This window comes from Rhizobium sp. CF122, from assembly GCF_000282035.1.
Lineage (GTDB): Bacteria > Pseudomonadota > Alphaproteobacteria > Rhizobiales > Rhizobiaceae > Rhizobium.
The window spans coordinates 135,345-160,748 of sequence record NZ_AKKA01000023.1 but is presented as its reverse complement, the minus strand read 5'-3'; the positions used below and the strand labels follow the sequence as shown (position 1 = coordinate 160,748).

The window sequence follows — 25,404 nt, the reverse complement described above, 5'->3', positions numbered from 1 at the left end:
CCACGTTGATCTGGACAGACGACGGGACGGACCATGACGACACTTGCAAGGCTTCAATTCGGATTTCTTCTCGCAACAGCGGCCTTGGCCGCCTCCCCCGGCCTCTCTGCCGATATCGTCAAGACGAAAACGGTTGAGGTGCAAGTCGATACAATTGCGACCGGGCTCGAGCATCCTTGGGCCGTAGAGGTTCTTCCTGGCGGCTCCTATCTTGTCACCGAACGACCGGGACGGCTGCGCATCATCCGCAACGGCAAGCTCTCCGCCCCCATCGCCGGCGTCCCTGATGTCAATGCCCGCGGCCAAGGAGGCCTGATGGACGTTGCGCTCGCGCCTGATTTTGGAATGAGCCGCAGGATATTCCTCACCGCTGCGACAAGGGCCAAGGGTGGCTCCGGCACTGAGGTCTTCAGCGCTACGCTGTCAAAAGACGGAACGAGCCTCGAGGACGTCAAATCCATCTTTGCGATGAAGCGTTTTACCAGCGGCAACATCCAGTACGGCTCTCGCATCGCCTTCGCCAAGGACGGCTCGCTTTTCATTAGCATCGGCGATCGCGGCGACAGGGATCGCTCCCAGGACTGGAGGGACGACGCCGGCTCCATCATTCACATCAGCGCTGATGGTAGCATTCCTGATGACAACCCTTTCAAGGACGGCGAAAAGGCGCTTCGGCAAATATGGTCGAAAGGCCATCGCAATCCGCAAGGCATCGCCTTCGATGCCGCCGACGGCAAGCTCTATACGGCTGAGCACGGTGCCCGTGGCGGTGATGAGATCAACGACATCGAACCCGGCAAGAACTACGGCTGGCCGATCATCACCTATGGCCGCGATTATTCCGGCGCCGAGATCGGCGAAGGCACAGCCAAGGAAGGACTTGAACAACCTCTTTATTATTGGGACCCGTCCATAGCGCCGGGAGCGCTGGCCATTTATCGCGGCAAGATGTTCCCCGAATGGGACGGCAACTTTCTCGTTGCCGCGCTGAAGTTTCAGCTACTTTCGCGTATGCAGCGCGATGATGGCGGAGCCTTTGTCGCCGAGGAGCGGATATTCGACGGCTCCTATGGCCGCATGCGCGATGTGGTCATTGCACCGGACGGCGCCCTGCTGATCCTCACGGATGAAGATGATGGTGCCTTGCTCAGAGTGTCGCGAGCGCCGGCCAACAATGGTTGATGCGAAGCCTAAAGACCGGCGCGCAGTTCCTTTCGAATGACGAACTTCAGGCCGGACCATGTTTCGTCTATGGCGCAAACTTTGACGTCAACCAGTCCCAACGGCAGGAAAATCGATCTTAGGACGTCTTCGGTGATTGTCGTCGGCACCCGTGCCGCTTTCTTGGGCCAGGAAATCCACAGCATCCCGTCCGGTTTAAGGACGCCCGACAGAGCCGGTGCCATGTCTTCAAGAACTGGCCGGCGCGTTTCAAAAACGTGGCCATAGTCGAAGCGACGCTCGATCATTGATGGCAAAGCGGTCTCGACAGAGGAGAAGTGATCAAAACCTTGTATCTCGGTGATCGCAGGCACGCCGATCAACAGTGCCGCCTGCCCTTCCCTCAGGCCTAGCTTTCGCGTCAGTAAACTGCCGGAATACCCCGCCGGCGCATCATGTCCGCGCGGTGACGGCGCAGCCTCTTCGTCAGGCGATGAAACCGCTTTCGTTGTCATCCGTTTGCCTTCAGGCGCTAACGCGGTGGCGACATTCTTCACCCTTGCTCAAACGAAAGGCAACTGTTAACGCTCGGCCATACTCTCCCGCTCCCGCCCAGAGGACGAAATGACGCGCATTCAGGCGAACCTCCTTCTATTGCTTGCAGCTGCCATCTGGGGCGGCGGCTTTGTCGCGCAGTCAACGGCAATGAAGGCGATCGGTCCGTTCTGGTTCATTGGCCTGCGCTTCATGATTGCTGCAGTGGCGGTTCTGCCTTTCATGCTGCTCGAGGCACGCAAGGCGGCGGTCAAGACCGCGCCGCGCCATCTCAAGCTCTATGTGCTGACGGGTCTTGCGCTGTTCGGCGGCGCCGCAACGCAGCAGATCGGCCTGCAGACGACGACGGTGACGAATTCGAGTTTCATTACCGGGCTCTATGTCGTGATCGTCCCCTTGATCGCCGTCGTTTTCCTCCGCCGCTCTCCGCACTGGGTCATCTGGCCCGGTGCGATCATGGCCGTATCCGGCATCTACTTGTTGTCGGGCGGACAGCTCTCGGCCTTGACGACCGGCGATCTGTTGACGGTCGTTTGCGCGATCTTCTGGGCCGGGCAGATCACTCTGGCAGGCACTACGGTATCCGAAACCGGTCGTCCGCTTGCACTCTCGACCGCCCAGTTTGCCGTGGCAGGGGCCTGTGCGCTCGCCGTTGCCATCGTCGCGGAACCGATCAGCTGGGAGGCGGTATGGGCGGCGGCCCCCGAGATCCTGTATGTCGGCCTCTTCTCCTCGGGTGTCGCCTTTTCGCTGCAGATCATCGGCCAACGCTACACGACCCCGTCGCAGGCAGCGATCTTCCTGTCCTCTGAAGCGCTCTTCGGCGCCTCGCTCGGCGCCCTGATGCTGGGCGAAACCATGCCACCGCTCGGCTACGCCGGCTGCGCGTTGATGTTTACCGCTATGCTTCTGGTTGAAGTGGTGCCCGAAATGGCACGCCGCCGTGCTTCGGACAGACTGAAACCGAGCCCAAATTTGGGTTGAATGTCCAGAAAAGAAAAAAACTTTAGCTCTTGCGTAGTCGCGTTATTGTTGCATTTTTGGCAAAATCTGCTCCCAAACTATATTGCCAACGATATAAAGCGTTGATCTGCGGCGGCTGACGACCAAATTTTTGCTCTAGACGCGCGAAAATGCCGTTCAAAGAGGCGTATCGGCACAGAGGCGTTAAAAAACTTTTGCTTGCCAAAATTTAATAATCGCAGCACTCTCACCGTGTTCGGGCATTTTGCGAGCATGGGAAGTCCTTAGGAATGTGCGCGCCGGAGACGCTAATATTCCGGTCAACCAGTTGCAACAACGCGGGCGTCAGTTCCGTGGCGAATCTGGTTGAGCTAGAGGGGACCTTTTTCTCACATTTCAATGATTGCCTGCTAACGTCTCCGCAAGGAGGCAATATCAGTGATGCTGCCCGTGTGGATGGCGGGCAGAGATAAAAGGACCTGACGCATGGCCGAGACTGGCACTGTAAAATTCTTCAATACCGACAAAGGTTTTGGCTTTATCAAGCCGGACAAGGGCGGCGCCGACATCTTTGTGCACATTTCTGCCGTTCAGGCTTCTGGCTTGGCCGGACTGACGGAGAATCAGAAGGTTAGCTTCGACACGGAGCCGGATCGGCGCGGCAAGGGCCCCAAGGCTGTCAACCTGCAGATTGCAGGCTGAGCCTCCAGCCAACGCTGTCAATTCGAGTTGAAGCCCGGCAGCGATGCCGGGTTTTGTCATTCAGCCTGCATTCACATCGCGGCCCTTACCTTGCCATCATCAAGGTGCAGAACCGGAATCGGTTGAAACAGGGAAAGACAAATGAACAGGCTTGCGAAAACGCTCCTCATGACGGCAACTGCTGCTGCCCTCACCGTATCGTCGATCAGCGTTGCGTCCGCCGGTGATTGGCGTCGCCACCACCACAACGACGATGCCCTCGTCGGCGGTGCCGTAGGCTTGGCAACAGGTCTTATCGTTGGTTCTGCCATCGCCAGCGCCCCGCGTTATGATGAGCCGCGCTACATCGATCCCCCCTATGAGCCGGAATACGACGCCGCTCCGGTCTATCGCGCGCCCCCGGCTCGCTATTATCGTGCCGACGTCGAGCCCTGGACCCCGCAGTGGGAGCGCTATTGCTCCTATCGCTACCAGTCCTTCGACCCGCGTAGCGGCACCTACATCGGCTACGACGGTCGCAGCCACTTCTGCACAGCTGGCTGATCGTCGCACTATATGATGGAACACGAAGCGCCGCTTTCAGCGGCGCTTTTATTTTGTCGGTCAGATCCCCTGCAGGAACGGGTTGCTGCGTCGCTCATCACCAATGCGGCTGCCCGGCCCGTGCCCGCAAATGAAGCCGACGTCATCGCCCAGCGGCAAAACCTTGTCGCGGATCGAATCGAGCAGTTGCTGGTGGTTCCCCCCCGGCAGATCCGTCCGACCGATCGAGCCGTTGAACAGCACGTCGCCCAGATGGGCAAAGTTCTGCGCGCGATTGAAATAAATGACATGGCCCGGCGCGTGGCCCGGCGTGTGATAGACTTCGAACTCGTGAGTGCCGAAGGAAACCTTGTCACCGTCCTTCAGCCAGCGGTCGGGAACGACGTTCTGCATGCCCGGCGGCAGACCATATTTCTGCGCCTGCGTCTCGATCCGCTGCAGCAGGGGAAGATCATCCTCATGCGGGCCGACGATATCAATACCTAGAGCCTCCTTGAGCTCCTTCGCACCGCCGGCGTGGTCAAGATGGCCGTGCGTCAGCCAGATTTCCTTGATACTGAAACCGTTCGACTTGATGGCATCAAGGATCGCCGGCACATCCCCGCCCGGATCGACCACGACGCCCTCCTTCGTCTCAGGATCGAAGAGGATCGTGCAGTTCTGCTGAAAGGGTGTCACCGGAATAATGCCGGCCTGGAGCATGCCCATGAGTGCCTCGCTTCTCTATATCCTGTGTCCCTATAGTCCGAAACCGCGGCGTGCACAGCCCGGGATTTATCGAACGCAGCGTCAGGCAAAGGCCGTCAACACCTGGGCCTAGGTTTATCTGGGCCTAGGTTTCGGCATCCGTTCCGTTCGAATTTAACACATTGATACAATCGTTTACCGGCGAGACTGGGCGCGCGGGAACATCGCCATCAACCAAAACGTTACCTGCCTGTACAAAACAAGGAGAAACGAGATGACCTTGAAGCGAAATCTGTTCCTGGCTGGCGCGATCGTCGTGGGAAGCGCCGGTCTTGCCCAGGCGGACATGGTTGCCACGGCCATCAACGATCTGAACGTTCGTGCCGGCCCCGGCCCGCAGTATCCTTCCATCGGTATGGTGACACGTGGCTCGCAGGCAATGCTGGATGGCTGCATCCAGGGAAGCCGTTGGTGCCGTGTTGACGTCAACGGCGTCCGTGGCTGGGTCTATGCACAGTATCTGCAGGTTGAACAAGCTGGCAACAGCGTCATCGTCGAACAGCACCAAGCCAATCTCGGCGTTCCCGTCGTGACCTATGAGACAACGGCGAGTGTCGCGCCTGCCGATCCGGCACCAGGTGACGAATTGCTGGGCCCGGTTGGTTCCGTCGAAGCGATCAGCCCGCCTGAAACTGTTACGACCTATGTTCAAACCAATCCGGCCCAGACCGTGCGCCTCCGCGGAGATGTCGTTGTCGGTGCAGCGGTGCCGGATAACGTGACGTTCCGGGAGATTCCGGACTATCAGTATCGATATGTCCGCATCAACGATCAGCCGGTTCTTGTGGACCCCGGTACTCGCCGCATCGTTTATGTCTACAACTGACCATGATGCACAACATGGAAAAGGCGCCTTCGCGCGCCTTTTCTTTGACGGCAGCGTGGAAAACTTTCACGCATGGGTTGCTCTCCATTCCACTTTACATTCAATCATGATAAAATACTGAAATTCAGACGATATCCCTGCTCCCAGTCGGACGTCGGATCGCCTGTATGGCTGGCTATCCTTTCGGACCGCGCAGCCGGCAGCGGCGTTTTGAGGAAACGCAAAGGAGGGAAATCGTGGAAGCCTTATTGCCTATCATCACACAAGTGATAGCAGGTGCCGTCGGCGGCAATGTTGCGAGCGGCGCACTGAAGCAGGTTGCAATCAATACCGTTGCCCGGACGATCGCCGGCGCAATCGGCGGCATCGGCGGCGGCATGCTGCTCAGCATGGTCGGTGGAGAAGCCGCAATGACCGGCCTCATTGCTGACGGCATAGGCGGCTTGATCGGCGGCGGCATCCTGTCGACGATCGTCGGCGCGGTAGTCGCTCGCGCGAGGTAGACAGCGCATCGAAAAACGGCCGAGCTCGCGAGGAACTCGGCCGCTCCTGCTGGTAAAGATCACTCGGCCGCTGCAGCGGCTGGATATACCTCTTTCATGTAGTCGTTCATCAGCGTTTCGCTGATCGTGGCCGGCGTGAATTTATGTGGACCGATTTCCGAGACCGGCGTCACCTCTGCCGCAGAGCCCGTCAGGAAGCACTCGCTGAAACCCGGAAGCTCCTCCGGCATGATGGCGCGCTCGATCACCTCGATTCCGCGACGCTTCGCGAGTTCGATCACCGTCTGTCGCGTAATGCCGTTCAGGAAGCAATCCGGCGTTGGTGTGTGGATGACACCATCCTTGACGAAGAAGATGTTTGCCCCGGTCGCTTCCGCCACCTGGCCACGATAATCGAGCATCATGGCATCGGCATATCCCCTGGCTTCGGCCGCATGCTTTGAAATCGTGCAGATCATGTAGAGACCGGCGGCCTTCGATGCGCAAGGCGCTGTCTTCGGATCGGGCCGGCGATACTCGGCAATGTCGAGCCGGATGCCCTTCAGCTTCTCGGCCGGATTGAAGTAGCTCCCCCACTGCCAAATGGCGATCGCGACATTGATCCGGCTTGCTTGCGCGGACACACCCATCATCTCGCTGCCGCGCCAGGCAATTGGGCGGACATAGGCATCGGAAAAGCCCTGGCGCTTCAGGAGCTCGATCGTCGCCGCATCCAGCTCAGAAACCGAGTATGGTACCTTGAAGCCGAGAATCTCGGCCGACTTGTGCAGGCGCTGGTTATGTTCCGTCAGCTTGAAGACCCGGCCACCATAGGCGCGCTCACCTTCGAACACCGCGCTTGCGTAGTGGAGCCCATGGGTCAGCACGTGGATCTTTGCGTCTTTCCACGGCACGAACGCCCCGTTGAACCAGATTTCGCCATCCATTTGATCAAAGGGAACTGAAGCCATTTCGCACTCCTCCGGCGCCCGCACGCCATTGCTGTTGATTGTTGTCCCCAATACGTTTTATCCACTCACGCAGGGGAAAATTACGCATTGTAGTGAAGTTTGCGAAGTCGGGCCAAATTTCCAGTGGAAATGGCGTCCTCTTCCCGCTTCGCAACGCTTAGGGAAGCTAGCAACGGCGCAGAGATACGTCAACAATGCTGACATATTTTTACGAAAGCTTGCCCCGAGGTGCGCAACAAGAAAGGAAATGCCAAATTGGCACGCCAGACGAGCCCGAAGGCGGGCAAGCCCGAACCGCTGAAAATGCCGATGGAAGACACGGAAACCATCGATTTCGAGATCATCGAGCTTCTGTTCTTTTCCTATCGTGACTTCGTTTCCGATCCTGACGCCATTCTTGCGGAGATCGGTTTCGGCCGTGCGCACCACCGCGTCGTTCATTTCGTTAACCGCAACCCCGGCATGACGGTTGCCGATCTGCTGGATACATTGAAGATTACCAAGCAGAGTCTCGCAAGAGTGCTCAAACAACTCATCGATTCGGGGTATATTCGTCAGATTGCGGGGCCTGAAGACAGGCGGCAGCGCAAGCTCTATCCTACCAAGATGGGGCGCGAGCTGGCCCTTGCTCTGGCGGAGCCGCAATCGCGCCGTATTGAGAGAGCATTCGACGGGGCTTCTCCGGAGGTACGGGAGGGCATAAAGGCCTTCCTGAGGGGTATGCGTAACAGACAAAACGCGAAAGCAGACTGAATGGCGACAAAGACAGTGATTTCGGACGACGCTGCGCACTTGCTTGTTGTGGATGACGACACGCGTATCCGCGCTCTGCTCAACCGCTATTTGACCGAGAACGGGTTCAGGGTGACGGTGGCCGCAGACGGTGCTGAGGCGCAACGCAAGCTCGCCGGACTGGATTTCGACCTCATCATCATGGACGTCATGATGCCGGGCGATTCCGGGATCGACGTGACCAGGGGCCTGCGCACGATCAAGAACGTGCCGATTATCATGCTAACGGCACTGGCGGAATCGGGCAGCCGCATCGCCGGACTGGAGGCGGGCGCCGACGATTATCTGGCCAAGCCCTTTGATCCGCGCGAACTGGTGCTGCGCGTCAACAACATCCTGCGCCGCAATGTCTCGAACGATGCGCCGAAGATCGAACAGGTGATGTTCGGACCATATACCTTCTCGCTGACACGCAAGGAGCTGAAGAAGGCCTCCGAAGTGGTCCGGTTGACGGATCGCGAGCAGGAAATCATGCTGCTGTTTGCCAAGCGCGCCGGCGACACGATTCCGCGGCATGAGCTTATCGGCAACGATGTCGATGTCGGCGAGCGCACCATCGATGTGCAGATCAATCGCCTGCGACGCAAGATCGAGGACGATCCCGCAAATCCGGTCTGGCTGCAGACGGTTCGTGGTATAGGATACCGATTGAGCATCGATTGACAGTCGCAACCCCGGGACCAGCGACCAAATGGTGACATTCGACTCTCTTCGGCGCGAAGACCGTTCGCCCACCCGCGGATGGCGGTGGATGATCCGCAGATTACGGCTCTATCTGCCGACCGGCCTCTACGTCCGCTCGCTTCTCATCATCATCATCCCGATGTTGCTGCTCCAGTCCGTTGTCGCGGCCTTGTTCATGGAACGCCACTGGCAGATGGTGACGCAGCGCCTCTCTGCTGCGGTCACACGCGACATTGCAGCGGTCATCCAGATCATCGAGACCTACCCGCAGGATACGGATTACAGCGAGGTCACTCACATAGCACGCGACCAGCTGGGCCTGCAGATCTCGATCGAACCGGACGGCGATCTTCCGCCGCCACGAACCAAGCCCTTTTTCTCAATCCTTGATGGCATCCTGAGCGACGAGATCAGCGACCAGGTCAAACGCCCGTTCTGGATCGACACATTGGGCGATTCCAATCTCGTCGAGATCCGCATCAAGCTCGAAGACAAGATCCTTCGCGTGCTGGCAAGACGCAGCTCGACCTACGCCTCCAACACCCACATCTTCATCGTCTGGATGGTCGGCGCTTCGCTGGTGCTGATCGGCATATCGATCCTCTTCCTGCGGGGACAGATCCGACCGATCCTCGCGCTCGCAAACGCAGCAGAAAGCTTCGGCAAGGGTCAGAAGGCTGACAACTTCCACCCGCGCGGTGCAGACGAGGTTCGCCGCGCGGGCCTTGCCTTCATTCTGATGCGCGAGCGCATCGAGCGGCAGATGGAGCAGCGCACCGCGATGCTGACCGGAGTGAGCCACGATCTGCGCACGATCCTGACCCGCTTCAAGCTGCAATTGGCGCTGGCCGGCGACAATCCCGACCTGCACGGCCTGAACGACGACATCAACGACATGCAATCGATGCTCGAGGCCTACATGGCTTTTGCACGAAGCGAAGTCGAAGAAGACGTCGGCGAAGTGAAGCTCAGCGACCTCTTTGCAAAGCTTGAGACCGATTTCGAACTTCACGAGGGCAAGACACTCAAATACTCCATAGAGGGCGAGGACGGTATTGCGGTGCGTCCAAACGCCTTCACGCGCCTTGTGACGAACCTCGCCTCGAATGCTCGCCGCTACGCCAGCACCCTCGACGTCAACGCCAAACACAGCGCCAAGTGGCTGACGATCACCTTTGACGACGATGGTCCGGGTATTCCCGAGAAGAACCGCGAGGATGTCTTCAAGCCATTCTTCCGGCTCGATGAAGCGCGCAATCTCGATGCCTCGGGCACCGGCCTCGGCCTTGCCATTGCCCGCGACATCGCCCGAAGCCACGGCGGCAACGTCACGCTCGGCGACAGCCCTCTGGGCGGTCTGCGGGCGACCGTGCGCCTACCCGCGTGAAAAACAGATGACGATCGATACGGCGCCAATGACATGGCTGAACCCGCCGCCTCGCTCCGAAGAGCGCAACGGCGACCTGCATGTCTGGTCCGGACCGAAGACGGACTTCTGGCAAGGAACCTACTACGGCTTTCACCGCGACGACGCGCATTTCCTGCATCAGCCGCGGCAGGGCGACTTCACGGCCGACGTATCCTTCTCCGCACGCTATGAGGAACTCTACGACCAGGCCGGCATGATGGTTCGGGCCGACGCGACGCATTGGATGAAATGCGGGATCGAATATACCGATGGAGCAATGCACTTCAGCGTCGTCGTCACCAACCGCAACTCCGACTGGTCAGCCTTTCGGCTCGACCACGCATTCGACCGCATGGGCGTGCGCGTAACGCGAACTGGCGATGCTCTGTTCATTCAATACAGAACAGACCGCATGGAGGACTGGCGCATGGCGCGGCTTGCTTGGTTTGATCCGGCATTTGTGGAGGTTGCCGTCGGCCCGGCATTCTGCTCGCCCCAACGCGCCGGTTTTGAAGCCGTATTCCATGCTTTCTCGCTGACCGACCCACTGTCGCGCGAGATCCACTGATCACATCAGCTTCTTGCCGTTCGGCACTGGCTTATCGGTTGCCGCAAGAACGATGGCGCCGGCTTCGTCCTCGAAGCCGAGCGTCAGGACTTCTGAGCGGACCGGGCCGATCTGTCGCGGCGGAAAGTTGACCACACCGAGAACCTGCCGACCGATCAGGCTCTCGGGCGTATAGTGAACGGTGATCTGGGCCGATGATTTCTTGAGGCCGATTTCCGCCCCGAAGTCGATCAACAGCTTGAAGGCCGGCTTCCGTGCTTCCGGGAACGGGCTCACTTCGACAATCGTACCGACGCGGATGTCGACACGCTCGAAGTCGGCATAGGTGATTTCGTCAGCCATGTTCGGATGTCCTCAGCCGGCAAGCTCTTCGGCGCGCTTGCGTGCTGCGGCAAGGGCCTTGTCGAAAAGCGGCTGCATCGCATCCTCAGCCATGAGAACGGACAACGCAGCAGCCGTCGTGCCACCCGGCGAGGTCACGTTCTGGCGCAGGCGTGAGGCGTCGTCGGGGGACTGGTGCAAAAGCTCACCAGCCCCCGCGACAGTTTCCCGTGCAAGGCGCATGGCAAGGTCCGCCTGCAAGCCAAGTTTACGGCCTGCCTCTGCCATACACTCGACGAGATAGAACACATAGGCCGGTCCGCTTCCCGACAGCGCCGTGACAGCATCAATATCGGCTTCGGTTGGAACCCACTCGACGGGACCGGATACTCGCAAGAGCGAATGGACTTGCTCGCGCTGCGCAGCCGTGACGCGCGTATTGGCGAAGGCGCCCGTGACGCCGCGACCGACCATGGCCGGCGTATTCGGCATGGCGCGCACCATCGCAGCCTCGCCGAGATGCCCCTCAAGGAACGAGAGCGTCTTGCCGGCTGCGACGGAAACGACCACCGTCTCAGGCCCGATCGTGCCCTTCACCGGCGGCAGCACGGCTTCCATCACCTGCGGCTTGACCGCGAGGAACAGGACACCTGCCGTCAATCCGGCTGGAGCGGAGGTAACGTGGGTCACGCCGGCATCGTTGATGGTCTTCATTATCTGGTCAGACGGACCGGGATCGACAACCACGATGGAGGAACCGGCCACGCCGCTCTTCAGCCAGCCGGAGAGCATTGCGCCCCCCATGTTGCCGGCACCGATGAGAACGACAGGACCTGAAGATGCGGATGACATTTACGCCTCGCCGACCGTTTCGAAGAGAACCGCTTCCATCGCGCGGTTCGCATCCATGCCGGACCAGATCACGAATTGGAAGGCCTGATAATACGCCTCGCAGGTGTCGAGCGCACTAGCAAGCAGAACCTCGACCTGCCGATTGGTCGGCTCGGCACCACCGGCGAGCAGCAGCGATTGGCGAAAGATGATGACGTCTTCCTGGCGCCAAAGATCGAAGTGTCCCATCAGCACCTGACCGTTGATCGCGGCCAGGAGCTTGGTGACTTCGTTGACACGCTGTTCGGGAACCTTGACGTCGAAGGCGCAGCCCAGGTGCAGCGCCTCGAACTCTTCCATCCAGGAAAAGGAAACGTGGTAGTCGGTCCACTTCCCTTCAACCGTCATCGCAATCTCGTCATCGCCCGACCGCTCGAAAGACCAGTCGTTATTGGCGGCGACGTACTCGATCATATCGACCGGGTTCGACTGACGCTCGACTTCCAATTCCATGAGGCTCATGCAGCACCTTCTTGACCGGAGTGAATGCGAACCAACTTCGTCAACGAGACACAAGGAGAACACACGCAACAGCCGGAACCACCAACCCTGATGACCGTTGAACCGCTACCAGACTTAACGCAGTCAAACCTGCCTGGAGCTTACCAACCGCTTCGAATCATCATTTAAAATCAGTGTATAACGGGCTAGGCGACACGCCAGCCCCTCACAGCCGTTTTAGGGAACGGCACTGTGGAAAGCTTTTCGGTTTTAGATTCAGAAGGAGGGTTTAACTGACTCTGCCCATTGATCTTTTTGGCAGTGTCCACAGGTGGATAACGGCACCTGGTTTTTAGGTCGCAGCCGCGGCGTGTCTCATAAAGGTCACACCACGGCCTGTGTCACAACGGGAATTACTTGCCTTTGGCGGCAAGCTTTTCTTCAAGCGCCGCGATGCGGGCAAGTAGCGCGTCGTTTTCATCGCGTGCCTTGATCGCCATTTCGCGTACGACCTCGAATTCCTCGCGCTTGACGATATCGAGCGTATTGAGCCAGCGCTCCGCCTGCGCATTGAAGGCTGTCTCGATTTCCTTACGCACACCCTGGGCCGCGCCGGCGGCATCCGTCATCAGCTTGGCGAACTCGTCCATGATGCGGTTTGCTCCTGTCGTCATGGCGGTTTTCTCCCTTTGCAACATACCACTTAGGGCCTCTTTAGCCCCTCAAGAATGAGGTAGGGCTTCGCCACCAAGGATGCAAGCGCTTTGCTCTGGATAAGCCTGCTCGTAGGCTTCCGATCGCCAACAATCGACTTGACCGCTCTTGATCCCAGCGCCATCTTCCGCCCACATCGAGCTTGGCGCGCCTTCAGAAAGTCGCAAAGGACGCCTTGAACTGAAGCGCGTTGACGTCCGACCGGTCACTCCATAGGGCTCACGCCAGCGAATGGGAAAACCTTGCCGACAGTAGCCAATCTCATGGCGATCATGCCCTTCCCCGAGATCGACCCGATCGCCTTTTCGCTCGGTCCACTCTCAATTCACTGGTACGGACTTGCTTATGTCGCCGGCATCATGCTCGGCTGGTACTATGCGCGTCAGATCGCCGGTAACAACAAGCTGTGGCCGGGCGATGTTTCACCGATCACCAAGGTGCAACTCGACGATTTCATCATCTGGGTCGCGCTCGGCATCGTTCTCGGCGGCCGCATCGGCTACATCCTCTTTTATGATCTTCCGTCGGTGATCGAGAGCCCAATCCGGGCCATCCAGATATGGAACGGCGGGATGTCGTTCCATGGCGGACTGACGGGCACCGTTATCGCGATGATCATCTTCGCACGTCGCAACGGCATATCGATCTGGAGCCTGTTCGATGTCGTCTCGGCAGTCGTCCCGATCGGCCTGTTTTGCGGCCGCATCGCGAACTTCATCAATGGCGAACTGTGGGGCCGCTTGACGGACGCGCCTTGGGGCATGGTTTTCTGCAACCAATACATCGAGAAGACCAACGGCTATTGCCCCGGCGGCGACTTTGTTCGCCACCCCAGCCAGCTTTATGAGGCAGGCCTGGAGGGCGTCGTGCTGCTCCTGGTTCTCGCCCTTCTGATCTACAGCTTCCGCGCTCTGAAGGTTCCCGGTTTCGTCACCGGCGTCTTTGCCTGCGGCTATGCGCTCTCTCGCATCTTCGTTGAATTCTTCCGCGAACCGGATGCCCAGCTGGGCTACCTGCTGGGTACCGATTGGCTCACCATGGGCATGGTGCTTTCCACGCCGATGGTTCTGCTGGGAATCTGGGCCATGCTTCGAGCCCGCCGTCAGGCTGCTCTGCAGCACTGACCGCGGCTGGACAGGAGGGGGATCCATGAGCACCGCGCTCGGTGAGAAGATCAAGGCTATCATTCAGGCGAACGGCCCGATCAGCGTCACGGACTTTTTCTCGCTGTGCCTCGCCGATCCGGAACACGGCTACTACAGGACGCGCGAGCCGTTCGGGCGCTCGGGAGACTTCGTGACGGCGCCCGAGGTCAGCCAGCTCTTTGGCGAGATGATCGGCGTCTTCGTCGTACACGCCTGGCAGCGGCACGGAACACCCGCAGGCGTCCGCCTCGTCGAGATCGGCCCCGGCCGCGGCACCATGATGTCGGATATGCTGCGTGTCATTTCCCGTATCGCGCCGCCCCTCTTTGAGGACATGACGGTGCACCTCGTCGAAACCAGCGGACGCTTGCGCGACATCCAGCAGGAGACGCTGGCTTCCTATGGCGACAAGGTCAGCTGGCATCAGGGTTTCGATGAAGTGCCGCCGGGATTTTCGCTCGTCGCGGCGAATGAGTTGTTCGATGCCATTCCGATCCGTCAGTTCGTGAAGACGCCGGCGGGCTTTCGTGAACGTATGGTCGGCGTCGACGCAGCGGGCGAACTGACGTTCGGTGCCGGCGTGGCAGGGATCGATCCAAGCCTTCTCCCCTGGCCGGAAGAGGACGTGCTCCCGGGAACGGTGTTTGAAGTCTCGCCGGCACGCCAGTCAGTGATGCTCGCGATCTGCGATCGGCTGAAGGAATGTGGCGGCACGGCTGTCGCCATCGACTACGGGCATCTCGTGAGCGGCTACGGCGATACGCTACAGGCGGTGCGCATGCATGAGTATGACCCGCCGCTGGCGCATCCGGGCGAAGCGGACCTGACGAGCCACGTCGATTTCCAGGCGCTGGCACAGGCCACGACTTCAGCCGGCGTCTACGTCAACGGCATGCTTCACCAAGGCGATTTTCTTGTCGGCCTCGGCATTCTCGACCGCGCCGCCGCTCTTGGCCGGGATCGCGAAGCACATACGCGGCAAATTATCCAAACGGCAGTCGATCGGCTGGCCGGCGAAGGTGAAGGGCGCATGGGCGAACTCTTCAAGGTCTTGGCGGTCTCGCACCCGGCCCTGGATTTGATGCCCTTCCGTTCAGTGGATTGACAGCCCGAGCACTGCTGGGCCAACATCCGCGGCAATCGACAAGGCTTCGCCATGCGAAATGGCGCGTAAGCAATTCAAGCAATCTTGGAAGTTTTAATGACACAAGCAGCATCTCCGGCACCGATCCAAAGCGCGCTGCTGAAAGAGGCAACCGGTGACGCGATTCTCCATGGCTATTTCACCCGGCAAGGCGGCGTTTCAAACGGCATCTATCGCGGCCTGAACGTCGGCCTCGGCTCGAACGACGAGCGCGAGAAGGTTCAGGAAAATCGCCGCCGCGTGGCAAGCTGGTTTGAGTTGCCCGTCGAGCGTCTTGCTACCGTGCACCAGGTCCACTCCCCTGATGTGGTGATCGTCGACAAAGACTATGATGGCTCCCGTCCTGCAGCGGATGCGATGGTAACGGCAACCCCCGGAATAGCGCTTGGTGTGCTGGCAGCCGATTGCGGACCAATCCTGTTCGCCGACCCGGACATTGGTGTGATCGGCGCCGCGCATGCCGGTTGGAAAGGCGCCCTTACCGGTGTGCTGGAAAACACGATCGACGCCATGGTCCGACTTGGCGCGAAGCGGGAGGCAATCGTTACCTGTCTCGGTCCATCGATCAGCCAGGCGAGCTACGAGGTCGGCCCGGAATTCGTGGAGCGCTTTGTCACACAGGATCCATCCTACGAGCGTTATTTCGTGGTTTCTGAAAAGCCCGGGCACGCGATGTTCGACCTGCAGGCGCTGACAGTCGACCGGCTTCGCGCCGCGGGTGTCCGGGCGGAAAGCCTGGGGCTTTGCACTTATCCCGACGCCGAGCGTTTCTTCTCTTATCGCCGGACCACACATAATAACGAGCCGGATTACGGCCGGCAGATTTCTGCAATCGCAATCAGGGAGACTTGAGCGGCATGGCCTTGCACTTCGACAGACCCGAATTCGCCGTCCGTCTTGCGCGTCTGACCGATAAGATGCGGGAAGAAAAGCTGGATGCCCTGCTGCTCTTCGCGCAGGAAAGCATGTACTGGCTGACCGGCTACGACACCTTCGGCTACTGCTTCTTCCAGACCCTTGTCGTCAAGGCCGACGGGACGATGGCCCTGATCACGCGCTCCGCCGACCTGCGCCAGGCCAAGCACACTTCTATCCTGGAAAATGTCCAGATCTGGGTCGACCGCGTGAATGCCGACCCGACCGTCGATCTCAAGAACCTGCTGGTCGAGATGGACCTGCTCGGTGCCAGGATCGGCGTCGAATACGATACGCATGGCATGACCGGCCGCGTTGCCCGGATGCTCGATGCGCAGTTGACGTCGTTCGGACAGATTGTCGACGCTTCTTATCTCGTCAGCCGCCTGAGGCTGATTAAGAGCCCGGCCGAAGTCGCATATGTCGAACGTGCTGCTGTTTTGGCCGACGATGCACTCGATGCGGCACTCGCGCTGACCAAGCCCGGTGCGGACGAAGCGGACATTCTGGCCGCGATGCAGGGCGCCGTCTTTGCCGGTGGCGGCGACTACCCCGCGAACGAATTCATCATTGGCTCCGCCGAGGACGCCCTGCTCTGCCGCTACAAGGCCGGTCGCCGCAAACTCGATCCGAACGATCAGTTGACACTCGAATGGGCCGGCACCTACGCGCACTACCATGCGGCAATGATGCGGACCATCGTCATCGGTGAACCGACCTATCGCCACCGTGAACTCTACAATGCCTGCTTCGAGACGATCCAGGCGATCGAAACGGTGTTGAAGGCGGGCCACACCTTCGGGGACGTGTTCGATATGCATGCGAAAATCATGGATGAGCGCGGCCTTTCCCGCCACCGTCTCAATGCCTGCGGCTACTCGCTGGGCGCCCGTTTCTCGCCGTCCTGGATGGAGCATCAGATGTTCCATGTCGGCAATCAGCAGCCGATCGAGCCGAACATGTCGCTCTTCGTGCACATGATCATCATGGACTCCGACACGGGAACGGCAATGACCCTCGGACAGACCTACCTGACGACTGACGATGCGCCGCGCGCGCTTTCCCGTCACTCTCTGGACTTCATCAGCGTCTAGAGCCGGATCCCAAAAGTGTGAGCGGCTTTCGGCTGAAATCCCGTTCTATCCACTAGAGGCAGATCAGGACGCAAACCATTGCGGGCAAGAATCCGGAATTGACACATGCCAGCGCCGGCCTTCATAAAGTGCACGGGGCGCGGCACTGGGAAGGATGTAACGAAGGATGAAGCGAGTTGCGACTGCGCCAATGCTCCTTGCCTGCTTTGTCCTATCCGCCTGCAACACGACCGACGCCCTAGTCCCCCTGGTCGACATCGGCGACTCCTCCGCAAGCATGCGTTCATCGCCGGTAACACAGGGCGACGTGGAACGCATGGCAGGATCGCCGCCACGCCAGCAGGCTTTTGCCTCCGAACAGCGATCGAACGGATATCACCCTGCCTACAGCCAGACGGGCTATCGGCAGGGTTCCGGCGCACCGCCGACCACGATGGAAGCCCAGGCTATGGCGCTCGAAAGCGACACGCGCTCGTCCGCCGCCTCCGCTGCGATAAAAGCCGAGGCGCTGCCTGAGCCGGTGTCCAACGCCCAGGCCGAAGAAGAAGACATGGTGGAAACGCCCCCGCGTGAGCCGCCACGGCAGCAGACCCAGACTGCCATGCTGAATGCCAGCTCGCCTTCGACACGCGCCACGACCGTCCGCTTCCTGCCGATCATCGGCGCACCGGTTCAAGCCGTCACGCCGCTTTCGCGTCAACTCGGAGCCGAGGCGCGCTCGCACGGGTTTTCGATCAAAAGCTCGAACGACAGCTCCAGCGCCTACATTCTGAAAGGATATCTCTCCGCCTTTTCCGACAGCGGCAAGGTGACCGTGGTCTACGTCTGGGACATTCTCGATGGCGGGGGCGCACGCCTGCACCGTATCCAGGGACAGGAAAGCGTGCCCTCGCAAGCGCAGGATCCCTGGGCCGGCGTTCCCGCCTCGGTCATGCAGCAAATCGCCTCGAAAACCATCACCGAATTCTCAACGTGGCGCGACGCTCGTGGCGGTTAAGCCACAAGCTTTTTAGAAATATGAGCCGAGATGACGCGTTAGCCCTTGCATTCAGGAGCAAGCTGACTAAAAAGCGCGGCTATCAGCAGGTAATAGGCGGACCAAGATGAAGGTTTTCGCAGGCAATTCGAACCGGCATCTCGCCGAAGCGATCTGCAACTATCTCAATGTGCCCTTGGGCAAAGCCAGCGTCAGAAGATTTGCCGACCAGGAGATCTTCGTCGAAATCCAGGAAAACGTCCGCGGCGAGGACGTGTTCGTCGTTCAGTCGACGTCTTTCCCGACGAACGATCATCTCATGGAACTGCTTATCATGATCGATGCGATGCGCCGCTCGTCCGCGCGCCGTATCACCGCCGTCCTTCCCTATTTCGGCTATGCCCGTCAGGATCGCCGCGCCTCGGGGCGTACGCCGATCTCGGCCAAGCTCGTGGCGAACCTCATTACGGAAGCCGGCGCCGATCGTGTGCTGACTCTCGATTTGCATGCGGGCCAGATTCAGGGCTTCTTCGATATTCCGACGGACAACCTCTACGCTATCCCGGTCCTGACCCGCGATATCAAGGCGAAACACGACATCAGCAACGTCATGGTCGTTTCGCCGGACGTCGGCGGCGTCGTTCGTGCCCGCGCGCTCGCCAAACGCCTCGACTGTCTGCTGGCGATCGTGGACAAGCGCCGCGACCGCCCGGGTGAATCCGAAGTCATGAACATCATCGGCGAAGTTGAAGGCAAGGACTGCCTGCTGATCGACGACATCGTCGATTCCGGCGGCACGCTCTGCAATGCCGCCGATGCGCTTCTTGCCCAGGGTGCTGCAAGCGTCACCGCCTATATCACCCACGGCGTTCTTTCCGGCGGCGCGGTTACCCGCATCACCTCTTCGAAGCTGCGCGAACTTGTCATCACTGACTCCATCCAGCCGACGACCGCTGTCCAGTCGGCCCACAACATCCGCGTCGTGAGCACGGCAAGCCTGATCGGCGAAGCCATCAACCGAACCAGCCAGGAAGAGTCGGTCTCCAGCCTATTCGACTGAACCGCTACAAAATTCTGAACGACCGCTGAGGTTTGAACTTCCCCGATAATGCAACTTGCGCTAGGATTTAGAAAGAAATCCAGCTGTGAGGGGAAGAATAATGACGCTCGCCGGATTCCTGTCGCTGCGACAGCTCGCTCTGCTTGCACTCATCCCGCTTCTTTCCGCCTGCACGGTCGACGTCGGGCCCAGTTATTCGCGTCCGCGTCCGCCGCCTCCTCTTCGCCCGGCCGGGCCGCAGATGTGCACCATGGAATATGCTCCGGTCTGCGGCCAGCGTGGGGCGCGTGTCCAGACATTCTCCAACGCGTGCCAGGCCCGCGCCGCCAACTTCACGGTCATCAGCCGCGGCCAGTGCCGCCGACAGCCCGGCATAACAATCCGCCCGCAGCCTCCCGCACCGCCGCGACCCGGTGGCATCTGCACCCGCGAATACCGGCCGGTCTGCGGCCAGCGTGGACCGCAGATGCGGACCTTCCCGAACGCCTGCGAAGCAGGCAATAGCGGTTTCCGCATCATAAGCCAGGGGACGTGCCGGCGGTGAAGCAGCAACCCTGACGGGCGGCTTTTGTGTGCGCGGGAGCCGAAGCGCATCTCACGAGATGGACTAAGGCGTGACAAGCGGACCTGAAAGCTCGCGGCGCGCGTTAAGCGGCAAAGTTCGATGCTGCCGACATGACTTCTTCGGGCGCCGGTACGCCGAACATATGACGCCCCTCGTCGGCGACCTCCGTGAAACACCATCTGATGACGCCATCACGGTCGAGCAGGAATTCGCCGACCAATTGGCCCTCGCCCGTTGCGATCATGCGCTTGTCATCGTCGGTGAATTCGTAGCCATCGGCATTGTCGAGGTATTCGACAGCCGCCATCGGAGCCATCGGCTCAGGCAGATCGGGCATGTTGACGCGCATCGAGGTGAGCGTGTCGAGGCTGACCTTGTAAGGCCATACTGTCTCCGATTGTGTGAATTCGAGATTCGGAAGCCCGAAGGCGCGATGCGATATTCGATCAGGATCGGACGCCGCCACCAGATTGGGCAAGGGGTGATAACGGAAATAGAGGCGCGCCCGATCGATGGGGGTGTTGACGATCGTCAGGCTCTCGACGCCCTTTTGCTGGAGATCGCCGGCAAGGCTCGCCATCGAGGCGATTTGCCGCCGGCAGAACGGACAGTGGAGCCCGCGAAACAGACCGATCAGCACGGGCTTCTGCCCGCGGAAGTCATCGATCGAAATTTTGCCCTGACGCGTGATCGCATCGAGAACGACGTTTGGCGCGCGGTCTCCGGGCTGCAGCGGTCTTTCGCTTTGACTTTCGGGCATGACACCCTCCCTCGCTTGCGCATCGGCCGAAGGCCGAGCAGAAGAACAAAATAGCGAAAACTCAGCACTTTACCTGCCGGCATTGAATCAATCCAGGAAGGGCAGTACGACCAGTGCGTCGGGATCCAGCCCATGCCTGACGCAAACATCCTGGGCGAGTGAAAAGTATCGCTCGGCCTCGGCCATGTCGTCCTTTTCAAGGTTCAACGTCGCAAGCCCATCATAGCATGGAAAGAGGAGCTGCGGTTCGCCGATTTCGCGCGCGAGCTGAAGCGCTTCCTCATAATAGTTCCAGGCGAGATCCGGTTTGCCGTGACATTGATGGATCTGTCCGAGCACGATGAGCGGCACCGCCAGATGATCGCGTTGGTCCAGCGCCCGGTCGATCTCGATCGCCCTCTCCGCCGCCGGAACTCCCTCCTTGGCGCAGTTGTCCGTGAAGGTGCAGCAAGCGACAGCGAGATTGGCAAAGAGACGAGCCTGAAAGCCGAGATCGGAAATCCGCGTGGCGACCTCCAGGCCTTGGCGGCACACATCGATGGCGCGCGCCGGATCGACGATCGTGTAGAGCACTCCCAGATTGGAATAGGCGCGGCACGCAGCGCTGAACAAGCCGGCCGCCTCGGCGACCTCCAGGCTTCGCTCGACCTCGCGCACGGCCTCGCGGTGCCGCCCCAGCCGCGCCAATGCCACACCCTTGGTATTGAGCGCCTCCGCGCGCACCTGCGCGGATTCCGAGGCAGCCGAACCTGCCCCATCGATCGCCGCTGTGTCGAGGCAGGATAGCGCATCATCGGCCCAGCGTGCTGCCGCGCTTTGATCGCCCATTCGGAAGGCAAGATGCCCCCGCTCCTGAAGAAGATGGGCAAGCTCAATCGGCGCATTGCTCTCGCCGAGCAGCGAAGCTGCCTGGGCATAGTCGGCATCGGCAAGATCGCTTCTGCCGGCGGCGAGATTGAGACGGCCAAGCTTTCGAAGGATCCGTGCCGCACCAGGCCGATCACCAGCCTTCCTTAAGGTCGCCAGTACGCGCCCATAGTGTTCACGTGCTATGTCCCGCTCTCCCGCCGGGCCGCATAGATCGGCGAACCGCTCAGAAAGGGCAAGCAATTGCGAACTGGCCTGCGGATCTTCCGAAATCGCCCCGAGCGCTTCGCGGTAGAGACGCATCGCATCGTCATTGGCGTAAATCTTGCGGGCCAGATCGCCCGCCGCCATGAGATATTGCACACCCTCGCTCGTCTCGCCCGCCCGGCAGTAGTGACGGCCGAGCTGTGCAATGTCCTCAAGCCGATCTGGTGTCCCATGATGTATCCGCTTGATCGCAGCGCCGATGCGCGCGTGCAGCTGCTTGCGACGCTGTAGCAAGAGATTGCTATAGATGGCATCGTGCAATAGCTGTTGTGGAAAGCGATAGGACGTTGCCTTGGTCGCAGCGGCGCCGGGCGTCTCCTCCACGATCTCAGCCTGGCAGAGATAGTCCAACCCATGCTCAACGCGCGCTGTATCCGATGCGACGGCGCGAAGTAGCGCGAGATCGAAGCGCGGACCGATGACAGCGGCTTCCTGCGCCAAGCGCTTGATTTCGGGCGGCAGACGGTCGACGCGCGCAAGCAGCATCGCCTGCAGGCTCATCGGTATCTCGGTTCCCATTTCAGCGCTGGCGACACTCCAACATCCGTCCTCGGAGTGCAGCACGCCCGTCTCGATCAAGGCCCGGACGATCTCCTCGATGAACAGCGGATTGCCGCCCGCTCTCGCGAGAATGCGTGAGCGCGTTTTTGCAGGCACCGAACTGTCTATGCCGAATAGCTGGGCCAGCAGTGCCTCGCCGTCCCCAACCGAGAGCGGCGCGAGCCGCATGAGCGTACGGTTGATCCGGCTCGACTCCAGGCCCTCGCCTTCAGCAACCGACCGCCCTGTCGTCAGCATCATCAGGCGCGTTCGCTCCAGCCTGTCCAGCACGAAGCGAAGCGCCTCGATGGAAGCAGCATCCGCCCAGTGAAGATCCTCGACGACAAGCAACAGCGGACTGAGCGCCAGGCGCCGCTCGAAGAGCGTGCGCGTTGCGTAAAAGATCTGCCGCCGTAGCTGCTCCGGCTCGACATGGCGCAGCGCTCCATCGGGATCTCCCAGGCCAAGCACGTAAGATAAGAGAGGTGTCAGACCGGCGACCTCGCTCTCGCTAAAGCCGAGGTCGATCAATCCTGATGCCAGCAGTTCCGCAGTCCGGGCTGCCGTTTCCCGCTCGGCTATCCCGTAAGCGCTGCGCAGTACGGATGCGAGCGTGCCGTAGGACTGCTCGCCGAGTGGCGAACAGACGGCGCGGCGCACAACAACGTGACGAAATCGCTCTCCCTCAGCCACGGTCGCGAGGAACTCCTTGACCAGCCTTGACTTGCCGATACCGGCCTCGCCGATGAGCTGGACAAGCTGCGCATTTCCGCCACAGGCAGAATCCAAACAATCGGACATCCGCGACAGTTCCGCGTCACGCCCGATAAGTTCGGCGTGTAGTCCCAGGCTCTCTAGTCCGCGCGCTGCATGGGGCGTCTCCATCCGCCCGATGAGACGATGCACCTGCACATTGCCCGCCTTCCCGCGAAGCGCCAGAGAGCCGAGATTTTCGAAGGCAAACGCATGCCGCGTCAGGCGCCAGGTCACCGGCCCGACCAGAATCTCGCCCGGGCCTGCCATGGTTTGCAGTCGTTGAGCGGTGTTCACCGTGTCGCCGGTCACCGAATAGGAACGCGCTGCCACCGCCCCAAAGCCGCCGCTGACCACCGGTCCGGTGTTGATGCCGACATGCAGCTGCAGCGGGTCACCACCAGCCAGATTCAGCCATTTGGCGCCAAGACGGTCAGCGCCTGCAATCATGTCGAGCGCTGCGCAAAGCGCACGATCGGGATCATCCTCGTGCGCCGTCGGCGCACCGAACAGAGCAAGCAGCGCGTCGCCGACGAACTTGTCGACAAAGCCACCGTAAGCTTCCACCGCGTGCGTCAATTCTTCGAACAGCTCGTTTTGCAGGGAGCGCATCAGTTCGGGGTCGGTTCTCTCGCTAAGAGCAGTGAAGCCACAAAGATCAGCAAACAAAACGGTCAGCGGCCGTCGGTCGGCGACATCGTCGAGTGACGACAGGGGCGTGAGGGGCCGCGGCACCTCTGCTGGAGCAGTGGGGCTCTCAGGCCGACCAACGGCCGTTCCGCACTTCGGGCAAAAGGCGAAACCGGGCTGGCAGGCCTCACCGCAGGCGACGCATACTACAGGTTGTCTTGCGCCGCACTTGGGGCAGAACGCAAAACTGCTTTCGATCGCAAAACCACAGGCGGCACAATTCATCGGCCTGCCTCTCGGACGCGTACCGCCCCTCACCTGGAGCCGACGCTAGAAGACAGCATGAACCTGCCTGGGGTGACCCGCAAGAGCCATCCGTGCCTAGAGCTCAGTCCGCGCCCTTGACGACCTGGCCGTTGATCGTGACGGATCCGTTTCGCGCAACACTGATATCCCAGCGCTGGCGTCCATCGGGATCCGTCTTTGCAAAACCCTTGGCCATCATCAAGCCAAACGAAACCTGATTGAGATCGGCATTGGTCTTTGCAAGCTCCTGAACGGCGGCGATCGTCTTGTCGAGGTCACGGGCCAGAACCGTCGCGTCCATGGAATAGTCTTTGGACGAGTCGATCCGTCCCCGAATTTTTCCGGAAATCTCGGCATCGTAAACACTTGAGACCGCGCTGATCTTCGGGAAATCCATCACCAGCTCGCCGCCCTTGAAGAGCCGCTCGGCCGCCTTCTTGCCGCTGTCCTGCGATACGGCGCCGCCGGTGAAATCAACTTTGAGAAACTCGTCGCCGAAGGCCGCGAAATCCATGTCGGCAATGGCGAACTGCAGCTGCAATTCCTGTGGCACGAAAGCAGAATAGGCTGCAGGAACGATGGGGCTCGCAAAGCTGATCTGCTCCGCAGTCACACCGACGCCGAAACGAGTGGCATCGGCTGGACCGTCGAGCGTGACCTCGTAACCGACGTTCTTCGCACCACCGTTCCCTGCAGCGCTCGAGACCGTTAGATTATTAAAGCCAATCGTTTCGTTGAAGCTCGTGAGCAACGGGAACGCATCGCGAAGCATCGCCTTCAACTTGTCGCTGTCCGCAGTGGCAAGCTTCTTTTCATCAGCGTGGTCGATCGCGAACATGATGATGTCGCGAACCTTGTTCGCAGGCAGGCCGTTCACCGCCGCGGCAAAATCAAATGCGTCGGCGCGAATTTCGACCGGAGGCACCTCACGGCTGCTGATCTTCTCCATGAATCCGGTGGCGGAGCCGCTGGTGGCAAAGTTCGTCGTACCAGCTGCGGCGCCCTCCGACGACGTCACCTTGTACTTCATGCCGTCAAAGCTGGCACGGACCTCCTCGGCTTCGGCCTTCGACGAAAAGTTGACCGCCTTCGTGGAGAAGTCACCCGAGCGGAAATAGCTGATCGCCGGGTCGAAAATGCCGCTGAACGCGAAGGTATCGATGGCGTAGGTAAAATCCGTTCTCGGCTGTCCCGGCGCCTTGAAGTTGCCGGAAACATTGAGGGAATTGTTCCCTTCGACGCTCCACAGGCCGGCATCCTGCGGTGTCGCGAACATCGACCAGGGCGCCAAGCCGGTGATCGAAAATCTGCTCGGATCGATCTTCTTCAGGAGCTTCGCAAAATCATAGATGATCTCGTAGCGTGTCCCTGCCGGATTCACGGTCACGAAGCCGTCTTTCGCCACGCTCCTCGGCAGCAGCTTCGTCAGGCTTTCTTCGACTTGTTTCGCCCCTGCCTGGTTGATGTCGGCGGCGTAGGCTCCGGATGCCAGAGCGATCGCGATCGTGCTCGTTGCCGCAATGAGATTGAGCCGCATACCTGAATTCCTCCGCCGCTTGCGTTTTGCCAGCATGTGAGGTTTCCGGGCGGCGGATGTCAAGCTGTGTTGCAAC

27 protein-coding genes are annotated in these 25,404 nt (G+C 60.1%); 17 read left to right on the top strand and 10 right to left on the bottom strand.

Annotated features, from left to right (window positions below; all coding sequences use genetic code 11):
• Nucleotides 1-33: 33 nt before the first annotated feature.
• The gene (locus tag PMI09_RS06315) at nucleotides 34-1,182 is read left to right on the top strand and encodes a PQQ-dependent sugar dehydrogenase (protein WP_007790027.1); all 1,149 of its coding nucleotides are present in this window, start codon (nucleotides 34-36) and stop codon (nucleotides 1,180-1,182) included.
• 8 nt (nucleotides 1,183-1,190) lie between these two features.
• On the opposite strand, the gene PMI09_RS06310 is transcribed toward PMI09_RS06315, so the two are convergent.
• Entirely contained in the window at nucleotides 1,191-1,676 is a 486-nt protein-coding gene (locus tag PMI09_RS06310) for a hypothetical protein (protein WP_007790024.1), read from the bottom strand.
• 109 nt (nucleotides 1,677-1,785) lie between these two features.
• On the opposite strand from PMI09_RS06310, the gene PMI09_RS06305 reads away from it, so the two are divergent.
• From PMI09_RS06305 to PMI09_RS06295, 3 genes are all read left to right on the top strand, one after another.
• Complete coding sequence (locus PMI09_RS06305; RefSeq protein ID WP_007790022.1) at nucleotides 1,786-2,700, top strand: DMT family transporter; 915 nt, start codon at nucleotides 1,786-1,788, stop codon at nucleotides 2,698-2,700.
• A 465-nt stretch (nucleotides 2,701-3,165) separates the two neighbouring features.
• On the top strand, nucleotides 3,166-3,381 hold the full coding sequence (locus PMI09_RS06300) for a cold-shock protein (protein WP_007534130.1): 216 nt from the start codon (nucleotides 3,166-3,168) through the stop codon (nucleotides 3,379-3,381).
• Between the two features lie 141 nt (nucleotides 3,382-3,522).
• Nucleotides 3,523-3,924 (top strand): BA14K family protein, encoded by a 402-nt coding sequence (locus PMI09_RS06295; protein WP_007790020.1) that lies wholly within the window; start codon nucleotides 3,523-3,525, stop codon nucleotides 3,922-3,924.
• Between the two features lie 60 nt (nucleotides 3,925-3,984).
• On the opposite strand, the gene PMI09_RS06290 is transcribed toward PMI09_RS06295, so the two are convergent.
• A complete protein-coding gene (locus PMI09_RS06290) occupies nucleotides 3,985-4,632 on the bottom strand; it encodes an MBL fold metallo-hydrolase (protein ID WP_007790018.1) in 648 nt (215 codons plus the stop codon).
• A 253-nt stretch (nucleotides 4,633-4,885) separates the two neighbouring features.
• Here PMI09_RS06290 and PMI09_RS06285 point away from each other — a divergent pair, with 253 nt between their 5' ends.
• On the top strand, nucleotides 4,886-5,497 hold the full coding sequence (locus PMI09_RS06285; RefSeq protein WP_007790017.1) for a DUF1236 domain-containing protein: 612 nt from the start codon (nucleotides 4,886-4,888) through the stop codon (nucleotides 5,495-5,497).
• A 236-nt stretch (nucleotides 5,498-5,733) separates the two neighbouring features.
• A complete protein-coding gene (locus PMI09_RS06280) occupies nucleotides 5,734-6,000 on the top strand; it encodes a hypothetical protein (RefSeq protein ID WP_007790016.1) in 267 nt (88 codons plus the stop codon).
• Between the two features lie 59 nt (nucleotides 6,001-6,059).
• Here PMI09_RS06280 and PMI09_RS06275 read toward each other — a convergent pair whose 3' ends face one another.
• Nucleotides 6,060-6,950: a branched-chain amino acid aminotransferase gene (locus PMI09_RS06275; RefSeq protein WP_007790012.1), complete on the bottom strand. Its 891-nt coding sequence runs from the start codon at nucleotides 6,948-6,950 to the stop codon at nucleotides 6,060-6,062.
• 255 nt (nucleotides 6,951-7,205) lie between these two features.
• Between PMI09_RS06275 and PMI09_RS06270 the strand changes: the two genes are divergently transcribed.
• The 4 genes from PMI09_RS06270 to PMI09_RS06255 are packed head-to-tail and all read left to right on the top strand — an operon-like array spanning nucleotide 7,206 to nucleotide 10,402.
• Nucleotides 7,206-7,703, top strand: coding sequence for a MarR family winged helix-turn-helix transcriptional regulator (locus PMI09_RS06270; protein ID WP_007790010.1), 498 nt, complete (start codon nucleotides 7,206-7,208; stop codon nucleotides 7,701-7,703).
• The gene (locus PMI09_RS06265; RefSeq protein WP_007790008.1) at nucleotides 7,704-8,405 is read left to right on the top strand and encodes a response regulator; all 702 of its coding nucleotides are present in this window, start codon (nucleotides 7,704-7,706) and stop codon (nucleotides 8,403-8,405) included.
• A gap of 28 nt (nucleotides 8,406-8,433) precedes the next feature.
• On the top strand, nucleotides 8,434-9,813 hold the full coding sequence (locus PMI09_RS06260) for an ATP-binding protein (protein ID WP_037082050.1): 1,380 nt from the start codon (nucleotides 8,434-8,436) through the stop codon (nucleotides 9,811-9,813).
• Between the two features lie 7 nt (nucleotides 9,814-9,820).
• The gene (locus PMI09_RS06255) at nucleotides 9,821-10,402 is read left to right on the top strand and encodes a DUF1349 domain-containing protein (RefSeq protein WP_007790005.1); all 582 of its coding nucleotides are present in this window, start codon (nucleotides 9,821-9,823) and stop codon (nucleotides 10,400-10,402) included.
• On the opposite strand, the gene PMI09_RS06250 is transcribed toward PMI09_RS06255, so the two are convergent.
• The 4 genes from PMI09_RS06250 to PMI09_RS06235 all read right to left on the bottom strand — a co-directional run bounded on the left by PMI09_RS06250 (nucleotide 10,403) and on the right by PMI09_RS06235 (nucleotide 12,729).
• Nucleotides 10,403-10,744 carry a tRNA-binding protein gene (locus PMI09_RS06250; protein ID WP_007790002.1) on the bottom strand — a complete coding sequence of 114 codons (342 nt, stop codon included), beginning with the start codon at nucleotides 10,742-10,744 and terminating at the stop codon, nucleotides 10,403-10,405.
• A gap of 12 nt (nucleotides 10,745-10,756) precedes the next feature.
• Nucleotides 10,757-11,575: a pyrroline-5-carboxylate reductase gene (proC, locus tag PMI09_RS06245; RefSeq protein WP_007789998.1), complete on the bottom strand. Its 819-nt coding sequence runs from the start codon at nucleotides 11,573-11,575 to the stop codon at nucleotides 10,757-10,759.
• Nucleotides 11,576-12,076, bottom strand: coding sequence for a YbjN domain-containing protein (locus PMI09_RS06240; RefSeq protein WP_007789996.1), 501 nt, complete (start codon nucleotides 12,074-12,076; stop codon nucleotides 11,576-11,578).
• A gap of 392 nt (nucleotides 12,077-12,468) precedes the next feature.
• Nucleotides 12,469-12,729, bottom strand: coding sequence for an accessory factor UbiK family protein (locus PMI09_RS06235; protein WP_007534115.1), 261 nt, complete (start codon nucleotides 12,727-12,729; stop codon nucleotides 12,469-12,471).
• 282 nt (nucleotides 12,730-13,011) lie between these two features.
• Between PMI09_RS06235 and lgt the strand changes: the two genes are divergently transcribed.
• The 7 genes from lgt (at nucleotide 13,012) to PMI09_RS06200 (ending at nucleotide 19,647) form a co-directional block, all read left to right on the top strand.
• On the top strand, nucleotides 13,012-13,893 hold the full coding sequence (gene lgt, locus PMI09_RS06230; RefSeq protein ID WP_193385383.1) for a prolipoprotein diacylglyceryl transferase: 882 nt from the start codon (nucleotides 13,012-13,014) through the stop codon (nucleotides 13,891-13,893).
• Nucleotides 13,894-13,918: 25 nt separating this feature from the next.
• Nucleotides 13,919-15,019, top strand: a complete 1,101-nt coding sequence (locus PMI09_RS06225; RefSeq protein WP_007789990.1) for a class I SAM-dependent methyltransferase — start codon at nucleotides 13,919-13,921, stop codon at nucleotides 15,017-15,019.
• Nucleotides 15,020-15,115: 96 nt separating this feature from the next.
• The gene (gene pgeF, locus PMI09_RS06220) at nucleotides 15,116-15,910 is read left to right on the top strand and encodes a peptidoglycan editing factor PgeF (RefSeq protein WP_007789988.1); all 795 of its coding nucleotides are present in this window, start codon (nucleotides 15,116-15,118) and stop codon (nucleotides 15,908-15,910) included.
• 5 nt (nucleotides 15,911-15,915) lie between these two features.
• Nucleotides 15,916-17,067 carry a M24 family metallopeptidase gene (locus PMI09_RS06215; RefSeq protein ID WP_007789986.1) on the top strand — a complete coding sequence of 384 codons (1,152 nt, stop codon included), beginning with the start codon at nucleotides 15,916-15,918 and terminating at the stop codon, nucleotides 17,065-17,067.
• Between the two features lie 166 nt (nucleotides 17,068-17,233).
• Complete coding sequence (locus tag PMI09_RS06210) at nucleotides 17,234-18,064, top strand: hypothetical protein (protein WP_007789983.1); 831 nt, start codon at nucleotides 17,234-17,236, stop codon at nucleotides 18,062-18,064.
• Between the two features lie 106 nt (nucleotides 18,065-18,170).
• Nucleotides 18,171-19,103, top strand: a complete 933-nt coding sequence (locus tag PMI09_RS06205) for a ribose-phosphate pyrophosphokinase (protein ID WP_007789981.1) — start codon at nucleotides 18,171-18,173, stop codon at nucleotides 19,101-19,103.
• Nucleotides 19,104-19,203: 100 nt separating this feature from the next.
• A complete protein-coding gene (locus PMI09_RS06200; protein WP_007789979.1) occupies nucleotides 19,204-19,647 on the top strand; it encodes a Kazal-type serine protease inhibitor family protein in 444 nt (147 codons plus the stop codon).
• Between the two features lie 103 nt (nucleotides 19,648-19,750).
• Here the strand turns inward: PMI09_RS06200 and PMI09_RS06195 are convergent, their stop codons facing one another.
• The 3 genes from PMI09_RS06195 to PMI09_RS06185 all read right to left on the bottom strand — a co-directional run bounded on the left by PMI09_RS06195 (nucleotide 19,751) and on the right by PMI09_RS06185 (nucleotide 25,328).
• Nucleotides 19,751-20,428: a peroxiredoxin-like family protein gene (locus tag PMI09_RS06195; RefSeq protein ID WP_007789978.1), complete on the bottom strand. Its 678-nt coding sequence runs from the start codon at nucleotides 20,426-20,428 to the stop codon at nucleotides 19,751-19,753.
• An 87-nt stretch (nucleotides 20,429-20,515) separates the two neighbouring features.
• Nucleotides 20,516-23,770, bottom strand: a complete 3,255-nt coding sequence (locus PMI09_RS06190; protein ID WP_007789975.1) for an adenylate/guanylate cyclase domain-containing protein — start codon at nucleotides 23,768-23,770, stop codon at nucleotides 20,516-20,518.
• A 103-nt stretch (nucleotides 23,771-23,873) separates the two neighbouring features.
• On the bottom strand, nucleotides 23,874-25,328 hold the full coding sequence (locus PMI09_RS06185) for a hypothetical protein (RefSeq protein ID WP_007789973.1): 1,455 nt from the start codon (nucleotides 25,326-25,328) through the stop codon (nucleotides 23,874-23,876).
• Nucleotides 25,329-25,404: the final 76 nt, after the last annotated feature.

Coding starts and splice junctions, on each gene's coding strand:
- PMI09_RS06190 (WP_007789975.1), bottom strand. CDS start 23,770: ATGAATTGTGCCGCCTGTGGTTTTGCGATCGAAAGCAGTTTTGCGTTC.
- PMI09_RS06305 (WP_007790022.1), top strand. CDS start 1,786: ATGACGCGCATTCAGGCGAACCTCCTTCTATTGCTTGCAGCTGCCATC.
- PMI09_RS06235 (WP_007534115.1), bottom strand. CDS start 12,729: ATGACGACAGGAGCAAACCGCATCATGGACGAGTTCGCCAAGCTGATG.
- PMI09_RS06225 (WP_007789990.1), top strand. CDS start 13,919: ATGAGCACCGCGCTCGGTGAGAAGATCAAGGCTATCATTCAGGCGAAC.
- PMI09_RS06285 (WP_007790017.1), top strand. CDS start 4,886: ATGACCTTGAAGCGAAATCTGTTCCTGGCTGGCGCGATCGTCGTGGGA.
- PMI09_RS06205 (WP_007789981.1), top strand. CDS start 18,171: ATGAAGGTTTTCGCAGGCAATTCGAACCGGCATCTCGCCGAAGCGATC.
- PMI09_RS06275 (WP_007790012.1), bottom strand. CDS start 6,950: ATGGCTTCAGTTCCCTTTGATCAAATGGATGGCGAAATCTGGTTCAAC.
- PMI09_RS06250 (WP_007790002.1), bottom strand. CDS start 10,744: ATGGCTGACGAAATCACCTATGCCGACTTCGAGCGTGTCGACATCCGC.
- PMI09_RS06210 (WP_007789983.1), top strand. CDS start 17,234: ATGAAGCGAGTTGCGACTGCGCCAATGCTCCTTGCCTGCTTTGTCCTA.
- PMI09_RS06215 (WP_007789986.1), top strand. CDS start 15,916: ATGGCCTTGCACTTCGACAGACCCGAATTCGCCGTCCGTCTTGCGCGT.
- PMI09_RS06295 (WP_007790020.1), top strand. CDS start 3,523: ATGAACAGGCTTGCGAAAACGCTCCTCATGACGGCAACTGCTGCTGCC.
- PMI09_RS06255 (WP_007790005.1), top strand. CDS start 9,821: ATGACGATCGATACGGCGCCAATGACATGGCTGAACCCGCCGCCTCGC.
- PMI09_RS06290 (WP_007790018.1), bottom strand. CDS start 4,632: ATGGGCATGCTCCAGGCCGGCATTATTCCGGTGACACCCTTTCAGCAG.
- PMI09_RS06315 (WP_007790027.1), top strand. CDS start 34: ATGACGACACTTGCAAGGCTTCAATTCGGATTTCTTCTCGCAACAGCG.
- PMI09_RS06240 (WP_007789996.1), bottom strand. CDS start 12,076: ATGAGCCTCATGGAATTGGAAGTCGAGCGTCAGTCGAACCCGGTCGAT.
- proC (WP_007789998.1), bottom strand. CDS start 11,575: ATGTCATCCGCATCTTCAGGTCCTGTCGTTCTCATCGGTGCCGGCAAC.
- PMI09_RS06260 (WP_037082050.1), top strand. CDS start 8,434: ATGGTGACATTCGACTCTCTTCGGCGCGAAGACCGTTCGCCCACCCGC.
- PMI09_RS06265 (WP_007790008.1), top strand. CDS start 7,704: ATGGCGACAAAGACAGTGATTTCGGACGACGCTGCGCACTTGCTTGTT.
- PMI09_RS06300 (WP_007534130.1), top strand. CDS start 3,166: ATGGCCGAGACTGGCACTGTAAAATTCTTCAATACCGACAAAGGTTTT.
- pgeF (WP_007789988.1), top strand. CDS start 15,116: ATGACACAAGCAGCATCTCCGGCACCGATCCAAAGCGCGCTGCTGAAA.
- PMI09_RS06310 (WP_007790024.1), bottom strand. CDS start 1,676: ATGACAACGAAAGCGGTTTCATCGCCTGACGAAGAGGCTGCGCCGTCA.
- PMI09_RS06185 (WP_007789973.1), bottom strand. CDS start 25,328: ATGCGGCTCAATCTCATTGCGGCAACGAGCACGATCGCGATCGCTCTG.
- PMI09_RS06195 (WP_007789978.1), bottom strand. CDS start 20,428: ATGCCCGAAAGTCAAAGCGAAAGACCGCTGCAGCCCGGAGACCGCGCG.
- PMI09_RS06200 (WP_007789979.1), top strand. CDS start 19,204: ATGACGCTCGCCGGATTCCTGTCGCTGCGACAGCTCGCTCTGCTTGCA.